The sequence below is a fragment of the Pseudomonas sp. B22129 genome, assembly GCF_044218875.1.
Taxonomy (GTDB): domain Bacteria; phylum Pseudomonadota; class Gammaproteobacteria; order Pseudomonadales; family Pseudomonadaceae; genus Aquipseudomonas.
Genome location: NZ_CP162592.1, coordinates 5,171,374 through 5,188,454 on the forward strand (window position 1 = coordinate 5,171,374; position 17,081 = coordinate 5,188,454).

Genomic DNA, 17,081 nt, shown 5'->3' on the forward strand with positions numbered 1-17,081 from the left:
CGAATGCAGTGGTTCAGTCAAAACATCTGTCAACTGACACACCGCCTTCGCGAGCAAGCCCGCTCCCACATTTTTTAACCGCGTTTCAAATTAAATAACAAACCTGGCCACCATCCCATTCAAATCCACCGCCAGGCGCGACAGCTCATGGCTGGCCGCGCTGGTCTGGTTGGCGCCAGCAGCCGATTGGGTCGCCAGGTCGCGGATGTTCACCAAATTGCGGTCCACCTCACGGGACACCTGGGCCTGCTCTTCCGAGGCGCTGGCGATCACCAGGTTACGCTCGTTGATCAAGCTGATGGACTGGGTGATCTGCTCCAGCGCCACGCCGGCGGCACGTGCCATTTCCAGGGTGTTGTGCGTGCGCTGATTGCTTTGCTGCATCGACTGCACCGCTTCGCCGGTGCCGTTCTGGATGCCGGCCACCATTTTTTCGATTTCCTGGGTCGATTGCGCCGTGCGATGGGCCAGTGCCCGCACTTCATCCGCCACCACCGCAAAGCCACGCCCGGCTTCACCGGCCCGCGCCGCCTCAATCGCCGCGTTGAGCGCCAGCAGGTTGGTCTGCTCGGCAATGGCGCGGATCACATCCAGCACCTTGCCGATGTCGCGACCCTGGGAGGCCAGGCCCTCAATCAGCACGGCGGTGTTCTGTACATCCTGGGTCATGGTCTGGATCGCGCCGACGGTTTCCACCACCCGGTCGCGCCCTTCACGCGCGGCCTGGTTCGACTGGCTGGACGCCTCGGAGGTGGACACTGCATTGCGCGCCACTTCTTCCACCGCCGCTGTCATTTCATTGACCGCCGTGGCGGCCTGATCGATTTCGTTGTTCTGTTGCTGCAGGCCTTTGGAGGCTTCTTCGGTGACTGCGCTCAATTCCTCGGCGGCAGAGGCCAACTGCGTGGCCGAGCCGGCAATGTGCTGGATGGTCTGGCGCAGGTTGGCTTGCATCGCGGCCAGGGCACCGAGCAATCGCGCGGGTTCGTCCTTGCCGTCGTCCTCGATGGTTTTGCTGAGGTTGCCGCCGGCAATGGTTTCGGCCACTTCCACGGCTTTGCGCAGCGGCGCTACGATGCTGCGGGTCAGCAGCCAAGCGAGCAGCACGGTGAGCAAGGCGGCGGCGACGGCGAACACAATCACACCGGTAATCGCGCCCTGATAGCTGGCCCCGGCTTCGCTGTCGGCGTCCTTGGCGTCGGCCGCATTGATCGCGATCAACTTGTTCAGTTGCTCGCCCATCTGGTCGGTGCCGTCCTTGATGCGCGTATTGATCAGGGCACGCATCTCATCGATCTTGTTCTGTTTGGACAAGGCCAGCATCTCGGCCTGCGCCTTGAGGTAATTGTCCAGCGTGCTGACGAAGGTCTTGTACAGCGCTGCTTCCTCCGTGCCGGCAGGCAACGCCGCGTAACCGGTTTGGGCGGTTTTGACTTTTTCAGTCAGCACACCCATGCGGGTTTCAGCTTCTTGCAGGCCTGCCGGCTCGCGGTTGACCAACACGCGAAACGACAGAATGCGCAGGCGCAGAACGTTTTCCGTGATATTGCCCAAGTACGTGACGCTGGGTAGCTGCGTGGCGCTCATGTCCACCGACGACTGGCGGATCTGCGTCATGCGGTTGACCGCAAACACCCCCAGCAACACCACTAACAACGCGATGAACGCGAAACCGAGAAACGCTCGTGGGGCAATATTCAGCTGACGCAGGGACATAGGGGATGCTCTCAGAAATAGTGTTTGCGAGCGTCCCTGCCGCGAAACGATCAGTCGGCGTCAACGCGCCGCTCTGACCTTTGGCCACCACTTTTATGGTTGGAATGTGGGCCTATACGAGGTATCGGCAGCGCCGGAGGTTTTGCGCAGGGCGTCCATAAATATTTTTTTACACTTCTGACGACCGGCAGTTTCTGGCATCCTGCGCCTCCATTTTCTGACCCGGGCCCGCATTGTGTCTGACGCTCAAGCTCCTCGCCCCCGCTATAAATCCGACCTGATCTACGGCCTGGAAGACCGCCCGCACTTCACGGCGGCGATCTTTGCCGCGCTGCAGCATGTGCTGGCGAGTTTTGTCGGCATCATCACGCCCACCCTGATCGTCGGCGGCGTGCTGGGCCTGGAAAGCGAAGTGCCGTATCTGGTGAGCATGGCGCTGTTCGTGTCGGGCCTGGGCACCTTTGTGCAGGCGCGCAAGTTCGGGCCGATCGGCTCCGGCCTGCTGTGCCTGCAGGGCACCAGCTTTTCGTTTATCAGCGTGATTCTCAGCGCCGGGTTCATGGTCAAGGCCCGGGGTGGCGGCACCGATGAAATCCTCTCGACGATCTTTGGCATCTGCTTTTTCGCGGCCTTCATCGAAGTGGTGCTCAGCCAGTTCATCGGCAAATTGCGCAAGCTGATTACCCCGGTGGTCACCGGCACCATCATTACCTTGATGGGTTTGTCGCTGATCAAGGTGGCGGTCACCGACATGGCGGGCGGCTTTGGCGCGAAAGATTTGGGCGCCGCGAGCAATCTGGGCCTGGCGGCGCTGGTGTTGCTGACGATTGTGGTGCTCAACCGCTTCAGTAACCCGTTCCTGCGCCTGGGCTCGATTGTGATCGGCCTGACCCTGGGCTTTGTCGTGGTGGTTCATGGGCCGCGTAGACCTGGCCGCCCTGCCCCAGGTGCCGTTGATCAGCGTGCCGGTGCCGTTCAAATACGGTTTCTCGTTCGACTGGGTGGCGTTTATCCCGGTGGCGGTGATCTTCCTGATTTCGCCCCTGGAAGCGGCCGGTGACCTGACCGCCAACTCGATGATTTCCCAGCAGCCGGTCAAAGGCCCGCTGTACATCAAACGCATCAAATCAGGCTTGCTGGCCGACGGCCTCAACTCGGCCATGGCCGCGACCTTCAACAGTTTGCCGATGGTGACCTTCGCCCAGAACAACGGCGTGATCCAATTGACCGGCGTGGCCAGCCGCTACGTGGCGTACTTCATCGCCGGCCTGCTGGTGCTGCTGGGGCTGTTCCCCATGATCGGCGCGGTGCTGCAACTGATGCCCAAGCCGGTATTGGGCGGCGCCACCCTGATCATGTTCGGCACCGTGGCCGTGGCGGGTATCAAGATTCTGGCCGAAGCCGGGCTGCACCGCCGTAACGTGCTGATCGTGGCCATCTCCTTAGGCATGGGCCTGGGCGTCGCCGCCGTGCCGGAAGTGCTGCGCGAGCTGCCCAAAGCGTTGCACAACATCTTTGAATCGCCGATCACTGTGGGCGCGTTCTGTGCAATCCTGCTGAACATTTTCCTGCCGGAAGAGTTCATAGAGCTGGAAGAAGATGAATTTGATCCAGAGTCCTCTACCCTCAAAGTGATGCAGGACCCGGACGTCACGAAATAGGAGCAACTTTCAATGCGCAAGCTCATGGTTCTATCGCTACTGCTGCTGACCTTGAGCGCCTGCGCGCTGTTCCCCAACCGTGACCCGGTCAACATCAACGTGGTCGGTATCGAACCGCTGCAGAGCCAGGACCTGGAAGTGCGTTTTGCCGTGAAGCTGCGGGTGCAAAACCCCAATGAAACGGCGATCGACTACAGTGGTGTAGCCCTGGACCTGGAGGTCAATGGCCGGCCGCTGGCGTCCGGGGTGAGTGACCAGGCCGGTTCCATCCCGCGTTTTTCCGAGACCGTGCTGACCGTGCCGGTCAGCGTTTCGGCGTTTTCCGTGTTGCGCCAAACCCTCGGCCTGAGCCAGACCCAAAGCCTGAACAACCTGCCCTACACCCTGCGCGGCAAGCTGGCGGGTGGGCTGTTCGGCACGATGCGCTTTGTGGACCGGGGTACGCTGGACCTGCCAAATACGGCGACCTGGTGAACACCATGCAACCGACCTTATTCACTGAACGATTGATTCTGCGCCCGCTGACCCTGGACGACGCCGAGGGAACCCAGCAGCAATTCGCGCACTGGGACGTGGTGCGCTACCTCAACGCCGAGGTGCCCTGGCCCTACCCGGCGGACGGCGCTCGCACTTATCTGGAACAGGTCGCCTTGCCGGCCATGGCGCGCGGCGAGCATTGGCACTGGTCGATCCGCCTCAAAAGCGCACCGGAACAATTGATCGGCAGTATCTGCCTGATGGACGAGCAGGACGATAACCGTAGCTTCTGGCTGGGCCCGCAATGGCAAGGCCAGGGTTTGATGGGCGAAGCCAGCGCGGCGGTGACCGATTACTGGTTTGAGGTGCTCAAGCGTCCTGTGCTGCGTGCGCCCAAGGCGGCGCCCAACCAGGGCTCGCGGCGGATCTCCGAGCGCACGGGGATGCGCTTGATCAGGACGCAAGAAGGTCACTTTGTGGGAGGCGACTTCCCACGGGATATCTGGGAAATTACCCGGGAAGAGTGGTTGGAATCCAAATCTCACAAACCATGAGATCAACTGTGGGAGCTGGCTTGCCTGCGATAGCGGTGTGTCAGTCAAGGATGGCCAAGCTGACACACCGCTATCGCAGGCAAGCCAGCTCCCACAGTTTGATTGTGTTTTAGTCAGTGATGTAGCGCACACCCGGTTTAGCCCGTTCATCCACCGTCAACTCAAACACATCCGGCCGCGCGTAATGCCCCACCACGTCGTAGTCATACCGCGCACGCACCAGTTCGTCGGTATCAATCTGCGCCGTCAGCAACCCGGCTTCACCCAGCAATGGCCCGGCGAGGATGTCGCCCATGGGGCCGATGATCAGGCTGCCACCGGCAATCAAGGGGCGTTCGGCTGGCCAGTTGGCAACCTCCACACCCAACGCCTCGGGAGACGCCTGCACCTGGCACGCGCTGACCACAAAGCAACGGCCTTCGTGAGCCACATGGCGCATGCTGACCTGCCAAATCTCGCGCTCATCCACCGTGGGCGCGCACCATACCTCAACGCCCTTGGCGTACATCGCGGTGCGCAGCAACGGCATCATGTTTTCCCAGCACACCGCGCCGCCGATGCGCCCCACCGCCGTGTCGATCACCGGCAAGGTCGAGCCATCGCCCTTGCCCCAGATCAGCCGTTCGGTGCCGGTGGGCATCAGTTTGCGGTGCTTGGCCACCAGGCCGCCCGCCGGTTCGAAGTACAGCACGGTGCAATACAAGGTGCTGCCACTGCGCTCGATCACGCCCAGCACCAGGCTGGCGCCGGTGCGAGAGGACAACCCGGCCAGCGCCTGCGTTTCGGCACCGGGCACATCAATGGCATTGGCAAAATAGCGCGCAAAGGCTTCACGGCCTTCCGGCAGGCGATAGCCCAACTGCGTGCCGAATGCCTCGCCCTTGGGATAGCCGCCTAACAACGCCTCGGGCATCACCACCAATTGCGCACCACTGCGCAGGATTTGGTCTTCATAAGCCAGAATCTGCGCCAGGGTTTCAGCCTTGCCACCCGGCAGAGAGCCGATTTGCAACGCTGCTACTGTCGAAACCGCCATCACGCTTACTCCTGAAAATGAGGGTGCTCATTCTCCGGCCAGCCACACGCGTGAATAAAGATCGATTCAGTTCTAAATGATATAAGCCAAATGAATATCGCCCAGGTTGGCCTTGAACCTGCTCAAACGCTGCAAAAGGTGCGCGAGGCGATGGTGGCGAGTGTTACTTCGCCGCCGCCATGAGCTTGTTGACTTCGCTGCGCACCATGTTCGAGAACTCCGGCGGCGTCATGCCATCCAGCTCGGCGCGGACCCACTCGGCCCACTTGCCCTTGCGCTTGGCGCGCTCGCCGAACAGTCGCGCCGCCTCGCCCTTGGCCTTGCCCAGGTTGGTTTGCCACAGGTCGTAGAGGCGGGACTTTTCATCTTCCAGCTCGGCGCGTTCGGCGAGGGTCTTGTTGGCGAGATTGAAGCTCATGTTGAATTACCTGCTGCACAAATAGGTGACATCTTACACGCTAGGCCGCTGTTTCCTGATCCGGTTTTTGCCCCCGGCAAAAAAACTGCAACTTTTGGCGCTGCCCGATACTCCATTGTTCACTGTCACATTCACCTGCAAGGAGTCACACAATGGCCCGCAAATCTGCCGCCCAAGCCGTCGAAGAACAAATCAAGGATCAAGCCTTCAGTGAACTGACGGCGTTGATTGAAGAATCGGACAAACTGCTCAAAAGCAGCGCAGCACTGGTAGGCGAGGAAGGCGAAACCCTGCGTGAGCAAGTTGCGATCAAACTCAAGCAAGCGCTGGATTCGGTGTCCAGTGTGCGTGAACGCAGCAAGCCGGTGGTAGACGCCACCGAAACCTATATCGGTGGCCACCCGTGGCAGACCGTGGCGATTTCCGCAGGCTTCGGCCTGGTGGTCGGCCTGCTGCTGGGCCGTCGTAACTGATGCACGGGGGCTGCGCTGCTGGCGCAGCCCTTTCCAACTAGCCGTTGGCCAGTGCCTGAAGCTGCGCCCGATCCTGCGCACCGATCACAATCCCTTCCTGCTCCGACTTCGCCCGCGTGCGATGGCGACGATCCCCCGGCAAACGCCGCAACCCCGCCGCATGCATCTGCCGCACCAGTTCCTGGCTGCGCTCGGCAAAGCTTTGCCCGGCCGTTTTGCTGGGGTCTATCAGGATCAGCAACTGACCTGTCCAGGGCGTACGTGCGCCCGGGTGGTCCGCCCAATTGAACTCAAAGGAAAAGTTTCCGCCCGTCAACGCCGCAGCCAGCAGCTCGACCATCATTGACAGCGCCGACCCCTTGTGCCCGCCGAACGGCAGCAGCGCGCCACCTTCCAGAATGGCTTTGGGATCCTGGGTCGGTTGCCCCAGGCTGTCCACCCCCATGCCCGGCGGCAGGCGTTCGCCCTTGCGCGCGGCGATTTGCACGTCACCGTGGGCGATGGCGCTGGTCGCCAGGTCGAATACGATAGGCGAGCCGTCGGCGCGCGGGGCGGCAAAGGCGATGGGGTTGGTGCCGAACAGCGGCCGGTCGGCGCCATGGGGCACCACACAGGTCATGCTGTTGACCACACTCAGGGCCACCAGCCCCTCTTCAGCAAAGGGTTCGACGTCCGGCCACAAGGCGGCGAAATGATGGGAGTTATGGATTGCCAGCAAGGCAATACCGGCGCTGCGGGCTTTTTCCACCAGCAAGGCGCGCGCCGCCTCCAGGGCCGGTTGGGCAAAGCCGTTGCAGGCGTCGACCCGCACAAAGCCTGAGGCTACATCCGTCACCACCGGCACCGCTTTGCCATTCACCCAGCCGCTGGCCAGGGTGCTGATGTAACCGGGTATGCGGAAAATGCCATGGCTGTGGGCACCGTCGCGCTCGGCGCTGGCGCAATTGCGGGCAAGGATGGCGGCCACCTCGGGCGAGGTGCCATGGCGCACAAACACCTGGTGCAACAACGCCACCAGTTCACTCAAACTCACCGTGACACTGGAATCCTCAACGACCTCTGACGGCATAGACATCTGCAGCTCCGAATTATGATTGGAAGGGGCGACAAGACGGGTGACTCAAGCCTGTGATTAAACAACGCGCCCGGCGCCTGCTGTCAATCGTCGTTTGCGTGCCCGGTGTTTTTTTGCGGCAGCTATCTACCGCCCGAGCACCCTCGCCGCCACCTAACCTGCCACGCCTCACTCCAGCCCAGACAGAGAGCCGTGCATGGCAAGCGTAAATCCACCGTATTTTTTTGATGAGTACCTGCGGCCGATCACCCGCAAACACCCGACCGACCGGGAGCGCGCACTGGGGTTGACCCTCAAGGACGTGAACTGGCTGGGCACGGTTTACACCGCCAGCCATCGTGGCCGCCAAGACCGCGATGCGCCGATGCTCATCGAAACGTTGATCGTGCAAAGGTCAGGCAAGCCTGCGACGCCGCTGGCCGGTGCCTTCATGATGAGTTCAAGCCCGGAGGAAAAAAAAGCCGTGCTGTACACCCCTTACGGGGGCATTGAAGTCTTCGATCATCGCGGCGATTGCCTGGCGGCGCTCACACAACGTTTACAAGACCCCGCGCAGCACATGGATTTAGTGCGTTTTTTACCCCTGGCACAGCGCAATGAGTTCAATCACAAGAGCCCGTTCACCCTGGGCACCGCCACGGTTGAACACGGCGTGTTTGAGGAGCAAGAAAACACCATCAAGGCCCATCATGCCCAGGATGTACAGCACCTGCTGGCGCAACTGCGCACCACCCCTGCCTTGCCCGAGTTGCTGGACGCGGCGCTCGAAAGTCTCGGCGCGGTACTCCCCCACTTCCACAACCTCACGCTCAAGGACACGCGGGTCAACAGCTTCCTGGCGGCGACGGACGGCGACGCACTGCCGCACTGGGTGGCGTCGGCATCCCTGAACGAAACCCTGTTGGAGTACTACGTAAATCAGGCCTGGCCGGCGGACCGCACACGCACTTTCACTCACCCCCGGTATGACAGCCGCGGGCTTTCCGGGACCCGCCTTCAGCAACCTGCCGAACACTGGGAAAACCTCGTGCAGCAAGCTGCGGGGGTTCTGTCCAAATTACTCAAGGCCCTGCTGTTGACCTGGTGGCATGAACCCATCGGCCAGAGCCCATCACGCCCGGAATATTCGCGTATGGACCTGTTCACTCAGGTGATGAGCGACAAGTTTCGCGCTGACCTGTTGTTCAAGCGCCAGAGCGAAAGCGAGATTCTTTCATCAGAAGAAGCTCACAGCTTGCTCGCTGTTTTCCTGCCTGACCAGGCGTCACGCAGCGCGTGGCACCAGGCCTTGCGCATTGAAAAAGTCAACATTCACGCCCCTTATCAACATTATGTGGAGCTGGCCGCCACGTTGCTGATCAGTGACCGGCACGCTTACCTCTACACCCAATCGCGCGGCCTGCAGGTGCTCAAGGACGTTGAAGACCTGAACGACACCTTGTTGAGCATGCTCAAGGCCGCCGGGCACCAGGATGAGCTGTTGAACTTCCTGTCACTGGACGAGCGCAGGCTGTACCTCGCCATGCGCGGCGTTCAGGTCAGCGGGCAGTCGGTTGAAGGCAGTGTGTTCGGGGAGATGGTCAACGCCATTCAGGAAAAACAACTGAGCAACCTGGAGCACGCGCTCACGCTGTTTCGCCGCAGCGAGGGCGCCGTGAACCTCACTGCGCTGCTCGACTGCGCCCTGGACATACGCCACATGCTCGACAGCCGCCTGCTGGATCTGGACGCCGCCGGGCGCTGGAGCCTGCACCCGGTCAGCAGCGGCAATGGCCGCCCCTCTACCGTGCAGGCCGAGCGCGCCAAACTGCAACTGACCGCCCTGCAAGCCGACGAAGACATTCTGGTGGCGCAGCGGGCCGGGCACCCAACCCTGCGTAGCCTGGCCAGGAGCGCCCTGAACAGGGAGATGAAAAGCCGGCACCTGGGCCTGGATGCCCGCGACGTGTACATCAACACCTACCCCACCGAGGCACAGGACCGAGAGGAGCGCCCGCCCGAGTCATCGGTAAACATGCTGGAGCATTTTATCGCGCATTTGGCCAACGCCACCGCAGAGGTCGGCAGTACACCGAGAATTGGATTCTACGGCCCTCGCCATGACGGTGCGGCCCTGAGCTGGAACAGCCTCAACAGCCACCTGTTCAACGCCATTATCACCCAAGTCGCCACTCAATTCGTGGAACACGATGTGCGTACGCTGCCACGCCAGTTCCTCAACCTTCACGGGGAGCGCATGCTGGAAAGCTTGATGCACGGTTTGCGCAGCGAGGCGCAGCTGCGGCGGCTCAACAACACTCTGAGCCCGAATCATCACGCCATTCTGGACACGGTATTGCGCGCCGACAGCATGACCCGCGACAAGCGCCATGGCCTGCAAGGTTTCCTGCCGGATGCCTTTTCATTAACGCTGACCCAAGGCGACGACACCACGCGCCTACCCCTGGCCAACTGTTTCGTGCTGACCGAACGCGGCGGCCTCGACCCCACACTCTCGGGCAATGTGGTGCTGTGGACGCCCCAGCGTGGCCATGAGCCCTTCGCCTCGCTGACCACCTTGAATGCGGCCCTTGAACAGCGCCTCAGGCGATCAGTACGCCGCAATGCCCTGCTGCAAAACCTGCCCGTCAACCTGCGTACACCGCATCAGCGCTACCGCCTTGGGCCGCTGCAGCGTATCGACGGGCACTTTCTGGAAAACCGCCAATACAGCAACCTCGACCATCATCTGGCCGCCATTGATTATTGGCTCACCTTGCCACTGGGACCGACACAACTGCAGGACCACCTGGACGCAGAGATGCAACTACTGGCGCCCTCGAATATCGACAGGGCCAAGACCCTGGCGAACGCCATGATTGAACAGCAGGCGCTACCGGCATGGCTGGGCATGGCGTCAGCCAACGAGCAACTGCTGCACGCCGAACTGCTGGAGCAATACCGCCTGAACGCCTCGGATAACCAGGATTACCTGCATAGCCTGCCAACGTTGCGTGAACAGGTGGCTGGCACGCTGACCCGCCTGCTCAAGGCGCGTTTTCCGAACGATGCGCTGAACCCGGAGAACATCCTGATTCCTGCGCGGGTGGCCCTCAATGGGCATACCCAGAGCCTGACCGACTTCGCCTTGCGCCATTTGCCCCAACTGCTCCCCGACCAACTGACACCCAGCGCCCGCGACGGCACGCCCTTGCCCGCGTCACTGGACGGCAGCGCAGTGGTGCAGCTCGTACGTCAACTGGATATCGGCAACACTTACCGTGGCCTGCTTGAAACCCACCTGAAAGCCGACACCGACGATGCCCGCCAGCGGCGCGAGCTGTTTTGCCGCCAACTGCCCTGGCAACTGCTGCGCTACGCCCACGAAGAGAAACTCGAAGAGCGCCTGAGCGCCTCGGCCTGGGGTTTTATCCAACAGATTTTCGATATGCCGGACGCCGTGGCGCGGGACGCAATCGACGGCGCCACGGCCATGATCCGCCCGCTGGAACTGGTGGCCACCCCCGGCGCAACGCCGGCGAAGGTGCTTGGTGTTTACCTGATAGGCCCGCGTGCCGGAGCGGTGGGGCCACTGATTCTCTATGCCCCTTACGCGCCGCTGCCCGCGTTGAAGGAATACGGGACAGAGGAAAAACTGCTGGAAGACCTCCACACCACAGGCCTCTTGCAGGACTGGATCGTGCGTCAGCTGGAAGACCCTGCCCGCGCGATCTTTCGCAACCGCCTCCAACAGCCGCAACACCAGGAAGCCCCCGAGCACAAGGAAGACGCCGAAAAGGTCGGCCTGGCCTCAAACCCCATCCGCGCAAATGTGCTGCTGCGGATGTTTTATGACAACGCCGAACAGCTTATCAAGATGCTCGCCTGCCAATTCGACCCGGATGGCAAGGGCCTGTGGGAGGGCGTGACCAGCCTTTTGCGCAAAGGTGTCCCCGTGCTCCTGCAGTTTATCGCCGGCAAGCTTAAATACCCGTTGGTGGTGTGGCGCAGCTTCAAGCTGTTCGAAGCCTCCGCCGAGGACCTGCAGGAACAACGGTTCGGCGAAGGCCTGCGCACGTTTATCCAGGGGCTCGCCAGGCTGGCCTCGCTGCGTCAACAACTGGATGATTCGCTCGAACCGGATGACCTGGCCGCGCAATCAACACCGATGCCATCGGCCACCACGGTCACCACACTGGACATCACCGAACCGACGCGCACAAGAATGCGCCACTTCGAGGACGTGGCCGTAGCGCTGGCAGACTTGAGGGAGGACCCGGGCAGCCACGTTTACCAGCAAGCCGTGAGTGGCCGTGGTTATGTGCCGATGGCAGGCAAGGTGTATCGGGTTATACAAAAAGGCGAGCACTGGTGCTTGAGCGCTGCCGATGCCACAGGGCCTTGCGTCAAGCGCGATGCCCGGGGGCAGTGGGTGCTTGATCTGAGCCGACATGACGTGCGCTACGGGCCGGCTCTGTCGCGCTATCGGGCCGATACGCCAATACAACGTGAGGTCAACGCCATGATCAATATTGAAGCGAGCGGGCGGATCAACATTCGTAAGCTGTCGCGTTTTTTTGATGACTGCATCGAGTCTGCGTTGGGGGTCGCCATTTTTTACACCCATAACTGCCAGCGCAACCTCGTGCTGTTCAGGCAGGCGCCCTACCCCCGCGTTGCCAGTATCCTGGCCGACATGTTCGGCATTGCGCGTTTGAGCGGGCAACAACTGGCTAAAATTGACCGGTCGGTTAGCCAGGTACTCAGCGGGTTGCTTGAGCACAGCTTGCTGGACCGCGGGTCGGACCGGTTCGTCTACGGCCACGACCGCCAGACGCTCGTTGAGTCCATGGCGTTTGTGATACCTGTCGAGGTCAGGAGAAAAATCTACCTGGTCGACCGGTTCTTCCACCCGCGCCTGTACCCCGCCAATTTTCCTCTCAGGGTGCCGTTTGACATTGATGAACATGCCCGCGCCGCCACCTTGATTCATGAAATGAGCCACCTTGTGTCAGACACCGAAAACATCGCCTACCTTGACAGCGCGCGCCCGTTTCTCGACCTGTTTGACCCCAACACGCCTCAATATGCAGACCTGTACGAGGTGCAGAACACTACGCTCTCGCACCTGACGCCCCTGCGCGAGTTGTTCACGGTGGAAGATTGGTGGGGAGGCTTTCAAGACCTTAAAGACCCGGCCCGTGCGCGGGTGCTCAGCCTCACCGGTACGCAGACACTCACCGATGCCCGCAACGTGTTCATGGCCGATCCGGATCGGCGGCTTGACGTGATTCTCGCCAACGCCGATTCGGTGGCCTATCTGATCACCTACGTCGGGCGCAGGCTTGATCCGGGGGCTACCTGAGCAGCCCCGCGAAGGTTTCCATCAGTCTTTCTGGTCACGCAGAATGTTGCCGGAAGCGCCGTCGATGCGTGCTTCGTACACCACGCCGTCGGACTTGCGGCCTTTGACTTCCCAGTAACCGTCGTTGTCGGCCTCGGCGGCATACACCTCGACGTAACCGGCCTTGGTCTTGGCGGTTTCAATGGCCTTCTCGATTGGAATCCAGCCGGCGCCCGGCTTGTCGGCCAGGGCTGCGCCGGCGCTGAGCAAGGCGGTGGTTGCACACAGGGCGGCTAAGGTTTTCTTCAGCATGTTTGTACTCCATCCAGTGAATATCGGACTCATGTCCCGAATAATTCAGGCATTTCCAAACGAGAATAAGTTCCAATTGATGTGCAATCGCCATGACGGCTGTTCTCGCCATCGACCTGTGGGGGTTAGAATGTGCGAAATCAGGATGAGTAAATGACCGAAAAGTCTGTTTCAGAAGCCGAATATGACGCCATCACCGACGCCGCTGCGCATTGGTGCATGCGGCTGCACGCGGGCGATTGTACCTCCAAGGAACGGCAAGCCTTTGAACAGTGGCACAATGCGCATCCACTGCATGCATTCGAATACGCGGCCATGCTCGAAATCTGGGACGTGGCTGACCATTTGCCACGCCATGAACCCGCCTCGACTGTAGTGCCTGTCAAACACCGCAGCCGATTGCGCACCTATGCCGTGGCCGCCGCTGTATGCCTGGCAGCCCTTCCGCTGGCCGCGTTCACGGGTTGGGAAGCGGGTTGGCTGCCCAATGCCTACCAACATGTCGAAGCCACCAGCGGCTTGCGCCAGGTCACACTGAGCGACGGCAGCCAGGTGGAACTGAACCTGGGCACGGAACTGGTGTACAGCAACTACAAGGACCAGCGCCGGGTCACGCTGAAAAAGGGCGAGGCGTTTTTCAAGGTCAGCCATGACCGTGAGCACCCTTTCATCGTGTATGCCGGCGACGGCAGCGTCCGCGTAACCGGCACCCAGTTCAACGTCTGGAAGTACGAAGACCAGGTTCGGGTGATGCTGCTCGAAGGCTCGGTGCAGGTGGCCAGCGATAAATTGCACGCCAGTGTACCGCTGAGCCCCGGCATGCAGGCCAGCTACCATCTGGGCGACAGCAGCCCCGAGGTCCAGCCGTTCAACCCGAATGACACCGCGTTGGCGTGGCGAAGCGGCAAGCTGATCCTCGACAACCTGGCGCTGGCCGACGCATTGCCGCTGATCAACCGCTACCTGAACAAACCGGTGATGCTGGCAGACGCCACAACCGGGGCGATTCGTATCGGCGGGATCTACAACATCAATGAGGTCAATAACCTCGTCCCCTCCCTGCCCAAGGTTTTGCCGGTCTACCTGACCCAGAACCAGGACGGCAACCCCGTGCTCAACGCCATCCCGCGTAAAGCGCCGAAAGGCTGACCCTGCGTCCTGCCCCACAGGGCAGGTTCGCGCCCACAGTGTCCATTTTTGAAACACCCCCCTCCCTTGAACCGCCCGCGTGATGCGGATTCATCATTTTGTCATGGGCACTGTTACACCGCTGATACAGCCTGAAGGACTCGACGCGGCGTTGCCGCGCATGCCCGCCCGGGCAGGTGTTGTCTCAACGGTGAAACACAGCGAGTGTCACGTCGCTTGGTTTTATTGGCAAGGCATTGAATAACAACAATAAATAAAAACCGGCACGCGTTCTGCTCTGTCCCTTACAGCGCTGTTTAGGGTCAGCGCGAAGAATAAGGAACATTGCCGTGGACACACACAATCCGGGCTCACTGAGCCTCCTGCTGATCAGCTGTGCATTGAGTGCCAGCGTGAGCATTCCGGTGCTTGCGGCGGGTGATGGTGTGATTGTTCTGGAACGCCAGGTGCACCCTTATGTGATCGGCCGCTCACGCGGCATGGACCCCAACCCCACCACCGTCAATGCCAACCCCTCGACACAGATCAACCGCGCGGTCAGCAACGAGCTCAACGATAACGACATTGCCGGCATCGCCACTGGCGCAAGCATCAATCGCACCCTCATGCCCAACGGCACCCTCAACGGCCTGAACACGCTCGGCAACGCAAACGGCCTGGGCACGGGTGGTGCGGCCAGCCTGGGCGGCGGTGGCAGCGGCGGTGGTATCTCGGGCACGGTCAACGGTGCGGTATCACGCGGCCTCGCCCCGCTGAACAACCTCGGCGGCATGATCGGGGGGGCGATGAAATGAACCGTTCCCTGATCCTTCTGGCGACATTCATTTGCTCAGCCGCGATGGCCGACAGCAACAACAACTCGACCATTGATAACTCCGGCAAGCAATACAACGGCGTAGTCCTGATCAACCAGGGCGCCGGTGACCAGCAACAGCTGAGCAACAACGTCGCCCTCTCAGCGGGCCGCAACGCCCAGTCGAACATCAGCGTCACGCAAAAAATCAGCGGCGCACCTGCCGACCGCTCCCTGAACGCCAACGCGTCGATCCAGGGCAACTCTTTCAGTAACGGCAGCGGCGCACTGAGTGTCAACCAGTCCGCCGGGGCCCAGAACCAGATGATCAATGCCGTGCGTATCAGCGTGAATGCTGGCCCGCAAAGCATCGACGACAGCGTGATGTCGCAACAGAACGTTGCGCTTGCAACAGACTCGGGTTTGAACGCTACCACTGGCAGCCGCCAAGTCACTACCAGTGACCAGGCCTTCACCGGCAGCCGTGGAGTGGTACAGGTCAACCAGAGCGCCGGGGTGGGGAACCGAGTGGCTAACACCCTGAATCTACGACTCAACTGATGGAGCTGAGTCGACTGCTGGAAAGTACCAACACTTAACCAACTAAATAGAAGCAAGGAGATACACCATGAAAACTTCAATGGCTCTTAAACCACTGGCTTTCGCTCTCGCTGCGCTCATGGCTGTTGCTGCTCAGGCCAGTGGCCCTCACACGCCTACTTCGGCGACTGCGGCCGCTGCGGATGGTCAAAGCAACCATGGCAACGTGGTGCTCAATGACAAAACCAAAAACAACGCCTCGGCCAATGAGTCCTACAACCACATCAGCGGCGTGGCCAACGGCAACGTGCTGAGCGGTGACAACAACCAAGGCAAAAACGACGTGGTCGTGCAGTCTGCCGATGCCGATTTCGTGTTTGCCTCGGTGAACTCCGCCCAATCGAACACCGGCAACCTGGTGGTCAACAGCGGCACCAAAAACAACGCTTCGCTCAACGACAGCGGCAACAACGCCTCGGGCATCATCCAGTTGAACGCGGCGGCGGGTAACTCCAACCAAGGCAGCAACAGCACCGTTGTACAGTCCAACAAAGACGGCAGTGGCGGCGCTGCAACCGTCACCGGTGTGCAGGACGTGTCCGGCAACCTGGTCCTCAACCTGAGCAGCGGCCATGGCTGGAGCACCAAACCAGTCGTGAACAACGCCAGCGTGAACAACTCGATGAACTACAGCTCGGGTATCTCGAACTCCAACACTCTGTCGGGCAGCAACAACCAGGGCCAGAACAACGTAGTCGTGCAATCCACCACTCGCTTCTGATCCAGATCGGGCCTTGGAGACAAGGCCCTTTTTATTTCCAGTGTCCAACAGGTCATACGATCATGCGCCTCGTTGCCTTCCTCCTTATGTTCGTACTCACCGGCCAGGCCATGGCCGGGCAAGTGGCTATCGTCATGCCCGGCGGCGGGTTGATGTACAAAAAGGTCGAGAGCATCCGCGAGCGCAAATTCGCCAACCTGGTGGAACAGAAAACCGATTTCAGCTGCGGCGCCGCCGCACTGGCGACGATCTTGCGCCAGGCCTTCTGGATGGACGTGGATGAAGAGCACGTCATCAAGGGCATGCTGGTCAACGCCGACCAGGATCTGGTGCGCACCCAGGGTTTCTCCATGCTCGACATGAAGCGCTACCTGGAAAGCATCAACATGCGCGCCAAAGGCTACCGCATCACCCCTGAAGTGCTGGTGACCGTGAAAGTCCCGGTAGTGGTGCTGCTGGACATTCGCGGCTACAAGCATTTCGTCGTATTGCAGCGCACCGACAAGGACTGGGCGTATATCGGCGACCCCGTGCTGGGCAACAAACGCTATGCCAAGGACGATTTCGTCAAAGGCTGGAACGGCATCGTGTTCGCGGTGATCGGCGAGGGCTACGACAAGACCAACGCCCTGCTCACCCCGCGTGCTCCGCTGACGGCGAAAAACCAGTTGAACGAGTTCAGCCCGGTACGCGACAGCGAATTGATGGACTTCGGTTTTATCCAAAGCGACTTCTTCTAGAAGCGCAATAAGGGGCAGGACGCCCTCGGAGCA

14 protein-coding genes and 1 pseudogene are annotated in these 17,081 nt (G+C 60.8%); 10 read left to right on the forward strand and 5 right to left on the reverse strand.

Translation table 11 applies throughout. The annotated features are described in order from the left end of the window. Positions 1–90 precede the first annotated feature (90 nt). On the reverse strand, positions 91–1,716 hold the full coding sequence (locus AB4P94_RS23700; protein WP_395607741.1) for a methyl-accepting chemotaxis protein: 1,626 nt from the start codon (positions 1,714–1,716) through the stop codon (positions 91–93). A 235-nt stretch (positions 1,717–1,951) separates the two neighbouring features. Here AB4P94_RS23700 and AB4P94_RS23705 point away from each other — a divergent pair. From AB4P94_RS23705 to AB4P94_RS23715, 3 genes and pseudogenes are all read left to right on the forward strand, one after another. Beyond that, positions 1,952–3,377, forward strand: a pseudogene (locus tag AB4P94_RS23705) (nucleobase:cation symporter-2 family protein). A gap of 12 nt (positions 3,378–3,389) precedes the next feature. Next, the gene (locus AB4P94_RS23710; protein ID WP_395607742.1) at positions 3,390–3,851 is read left to right on the forward strand and encodes an LEA type 2 family protein; all 462 of its coding nucleotides are present in this window, start codon (positions 3,390–3,392) and stop codon (positions 3,849–3,851) included. Positions 3,852–3,856: 5 nt separating this feature from the next. Beyond that, a complete protein-coding gene (locus AB4P94_RS23715) occupies positions 3,857–4,408 on the forward strand; it encodes a GNAT family N-acetyltransferase (protein WP_395607743.1) in 552 nt (183 codons plus the stop codon). A 109-nt stretch (positions 4,409–4,517) separates the two neighbouring features. Here the strand turns inward: AB4P94_RS23715 and AB4P94_RS23720 are convergent, their stop codons facing one another. Together AB4P94_RS23720 and AB4P94_RS23725 are read right to left on the reverse strand one after the other, a co-directional pair. Continuing rightward, entirely contained in the window at positions 4,518–5,444 is a 927-nt protein-coding gene (locus tag AB4P94_RS23720) for a carbon-nitrogen hydrolase family protein (protein WP_395607744.1), read from the reverse strand. Between the two features lie 163 nt (positions 5,445–5,607). Next, positions 5,608–5,862, reverse strand: a complete 255-nt coding sequence (locus AB4P94_RS23725) for a hypothetical protein (RefSeq protein ID WP_016970832.1) — start codon at positions 5,860–5,862, stop codon at positions 5,608–5,610. A gap of 152 nt (positions 5,863–6,014) precedes the next feature. Here AB4P94_RS23725 and AB4P94_RS23730 point away from each other — a divergent pair, with 152 nt between their 5' ends. Further along, the gene (locus AB4P94_RS23730) at positions 6,015–6,335 is read left to right on the forward strand and encodes a YqjD family protein (RefSeq protein WP_395607745.1); all 321 of its coding nucleotides are present in this window, start codon (positions 6,015–6,017) and stop codon (positions 6,333–6,335) included. Positions 6,336–6,372: 37 nt separating this feature from the next. Here AB4P94_RS23730 and AB4P94_RS23735 read toward each other — a convergent pair whose 3' ends face one another. Further along, positions 6,373–7,410 carry an Ldh family oxidoreductase gene (locus AB4P94_RS23735; protein WP_395607746.1) on the reverse strand — a complete coding sequence of 346 codons (1,038 nt, stop codon included), beginning with the start codon at positions 7,408–7,410 and terminating at the stop codon, positions 6,373–6,375. 196 nt (positions 7,411–7,606) lie between these two features. Between AB4P94_RS23735 and AB4P94_RS23740 the strand changes: the two genes are divergently transcribed. Continuing rightward, the gene (locus tag AB4P94_RS23740; protein ID WP_395607747.1) at positions 7,607–12,754 is read left to right on the forward strand and encodes a dermonecrotic toxin domain-containing protein; all 5,148 of its coding nucleotides are present in this window, start codon (positions 7,607–7,609) and stop codon (positions 12,752–12,754) included. 21 nt (positions 12,755–12,775) lie between these two features. On the opposite strand, the gene AB4P94_RS23745 is transcribed toward AB4P94_RS23740, so the two are convergent. Further along, positions 12,776–13,045 (reverse strand): PepSY domain-containing protein, encoded by a 270-nt coding sequence (locus tag AB4P94_RS23745; protein ID WP_395607748.1) that lies wholly within the window; start codon positions 13,043–13,045, stop codon positions 12,776–12,778. Positions 13,046–13,198: 153 nt separating this feature from the next. On the opposite strand from AB4P94_RS23745, the gene AB4P94_RS23750 reads away from it, so the two are divergent. From AB4P94_RS23750 to AB4P94_RS23770, 5 genes are all read left to right on the forward strand, one after another. After that, positions 13,199–14,194 (forward strand): FecR family protein, encoded by a 996-nt coding sequence (locus AB4P94_RS23750; RefSeq protein WP_395607749.1) that lies wholly within the window; start codon positions 13,199–13,201, stop codon positions 14,192–14,194. A gap of 329 nt (positions 14,195–14,523) precedes the next feature. Beyond that, on the forward strand, positions 14,524–14,988 hold the full coding sequence (locus AB4P94_RS23755; RefSeq protein ID WP_395607750.1) for a hypothetical protein: 465 nt from the start codon (positions 14,524–14,526) through the stop codon (positions 14,986–14,988). After that, on the forward strand, positions 14,985–15,548 hold the full coding sequence (locus AB4P94_RS23760) for an adhesin (protein WP_395607751.1): 564 nt from the start codon (positions 14,985–14,987) through the stop codon (positions 15,546–15,548). The genes AB4P94_RS23755 and AB4P94_RS23760 overlap by 4 nt, the downstream gene beginning before the upstream one ends. 67 nt (positions 15,549–15,615) lie before the next feature. Beyond that, on the forward strand, positions 15,616–16,308 hold the full coding sequence (locus AB4P94_RS23765) for a heme utilization protein (protein ID WP_395607752.1): 693 nt from the start codon (positions 15,616–15,618) through the stop codon (positions 16,306–16,308). An 86-nt stretch (positions 16,309–16,394) separates the two neighbouring features. Then, positions 16,395–17,048, forward strand: coding sequence for a C39 family peptidase (locus AB4P94_RS23770; protein WP_395611381.1), 654 nt, complete (start codon positions 16,395–16,397; stop codon positions 17,046–17,048). The last annotated feature ends 33 nt before the right edge of the window (positions 17,049–17,081 follow it).

Coding starts and splice junctions, on each gene's coding strand:
- AB4P94_RS23700 (WP_395607741.1), bottom strand. CDS start 1,716: ATGTCCCTGCGTCAGCTGAATATTGCCCCACGAGCGTTTCTCGGTTTC.
- AB4P94_RS23710 (WP_395607742.1), top strand. CDS start 3,390: ATGCGCAAGCTCATGGTTCTATCGCTACTGCTGCTGACCTTGAGCGCC.
- AB4P94_RS23715 (WP_395607743.1), top strand. CDS start 3,857: ATGCAACCGACCTTATTCACTGAACGATTGATTCTGCGCCCGCTGACC.
- AB4P94_RS23720 (WP_395607744.1), bottom strand. CDS start 5,444: ATGGCGGTTTCGACAGTAGCAGCGTTGCAAATCGGCTCTCTGCCGGGT.
- AB4P94_RS23725 (WP_016970832.1), bottom strand. CDS start 5,862: ATGAGCTTCAATCTCGCCAACAAGACCCTCGCCGAACGCGCCGAGCTG.
- AB4P94_RS23730 (WP_395607745.1), top strand. CDS start 6,015: ATGGCCCGCAAATCTGCCGCCCAAGCCGTCGAAGAACAAATCAAGGAT.
- AB4P94_RS23735 (WP_395607746.1), bottom strand. CDS start 7,410: ATGTCTATGCCGTCAGAGGTCGTTGAGGATTCCAGTGTCACGGTGAGT.
- AB4P94_RS23740 (WP_395607747.1), top strand. CDS start 7,607: ATGGCAAGCGTAAATCCACCGTATTTTTTTGATGAGTACCTGCGGCCG.
- AB4P94_RS23745 (WP_395607748.1), bottom strand. CDS start 13,045: ATGCTGAAGAAAACCTTAGCCGCCCTGTGTGCAACCACCGCCTTGCTC.
- AB4P94_RS23750 (WP_395607749.1), top strand. CDS start 13,199: ATGACCGAAAAGTCTGTTTCAGAAGCCGAATATGACGCCATCACCGAC.
- AB4P94_RS23760 (WP_395607751.1), top strand. CDS start 14,985: ATGAACCGTTCCCTGATCCTTCTGGCGACATTCATTTGCTCAGCCGCG.
- AB4P94_RS23765 (WP_395607752.1), top strand. CDS start 15,616: ATGAAAACTTCAATGGCTCTTAAACCACTGGCTTTCGCTCTCGCTGCG.
- AB4P94_RS23770 (WP_395611381.1), top strand. CDS start 16,395: ATGTTCGTACTCACCGGCCAGGCCATGGCCGGGCAAGTGGCTATCGTC.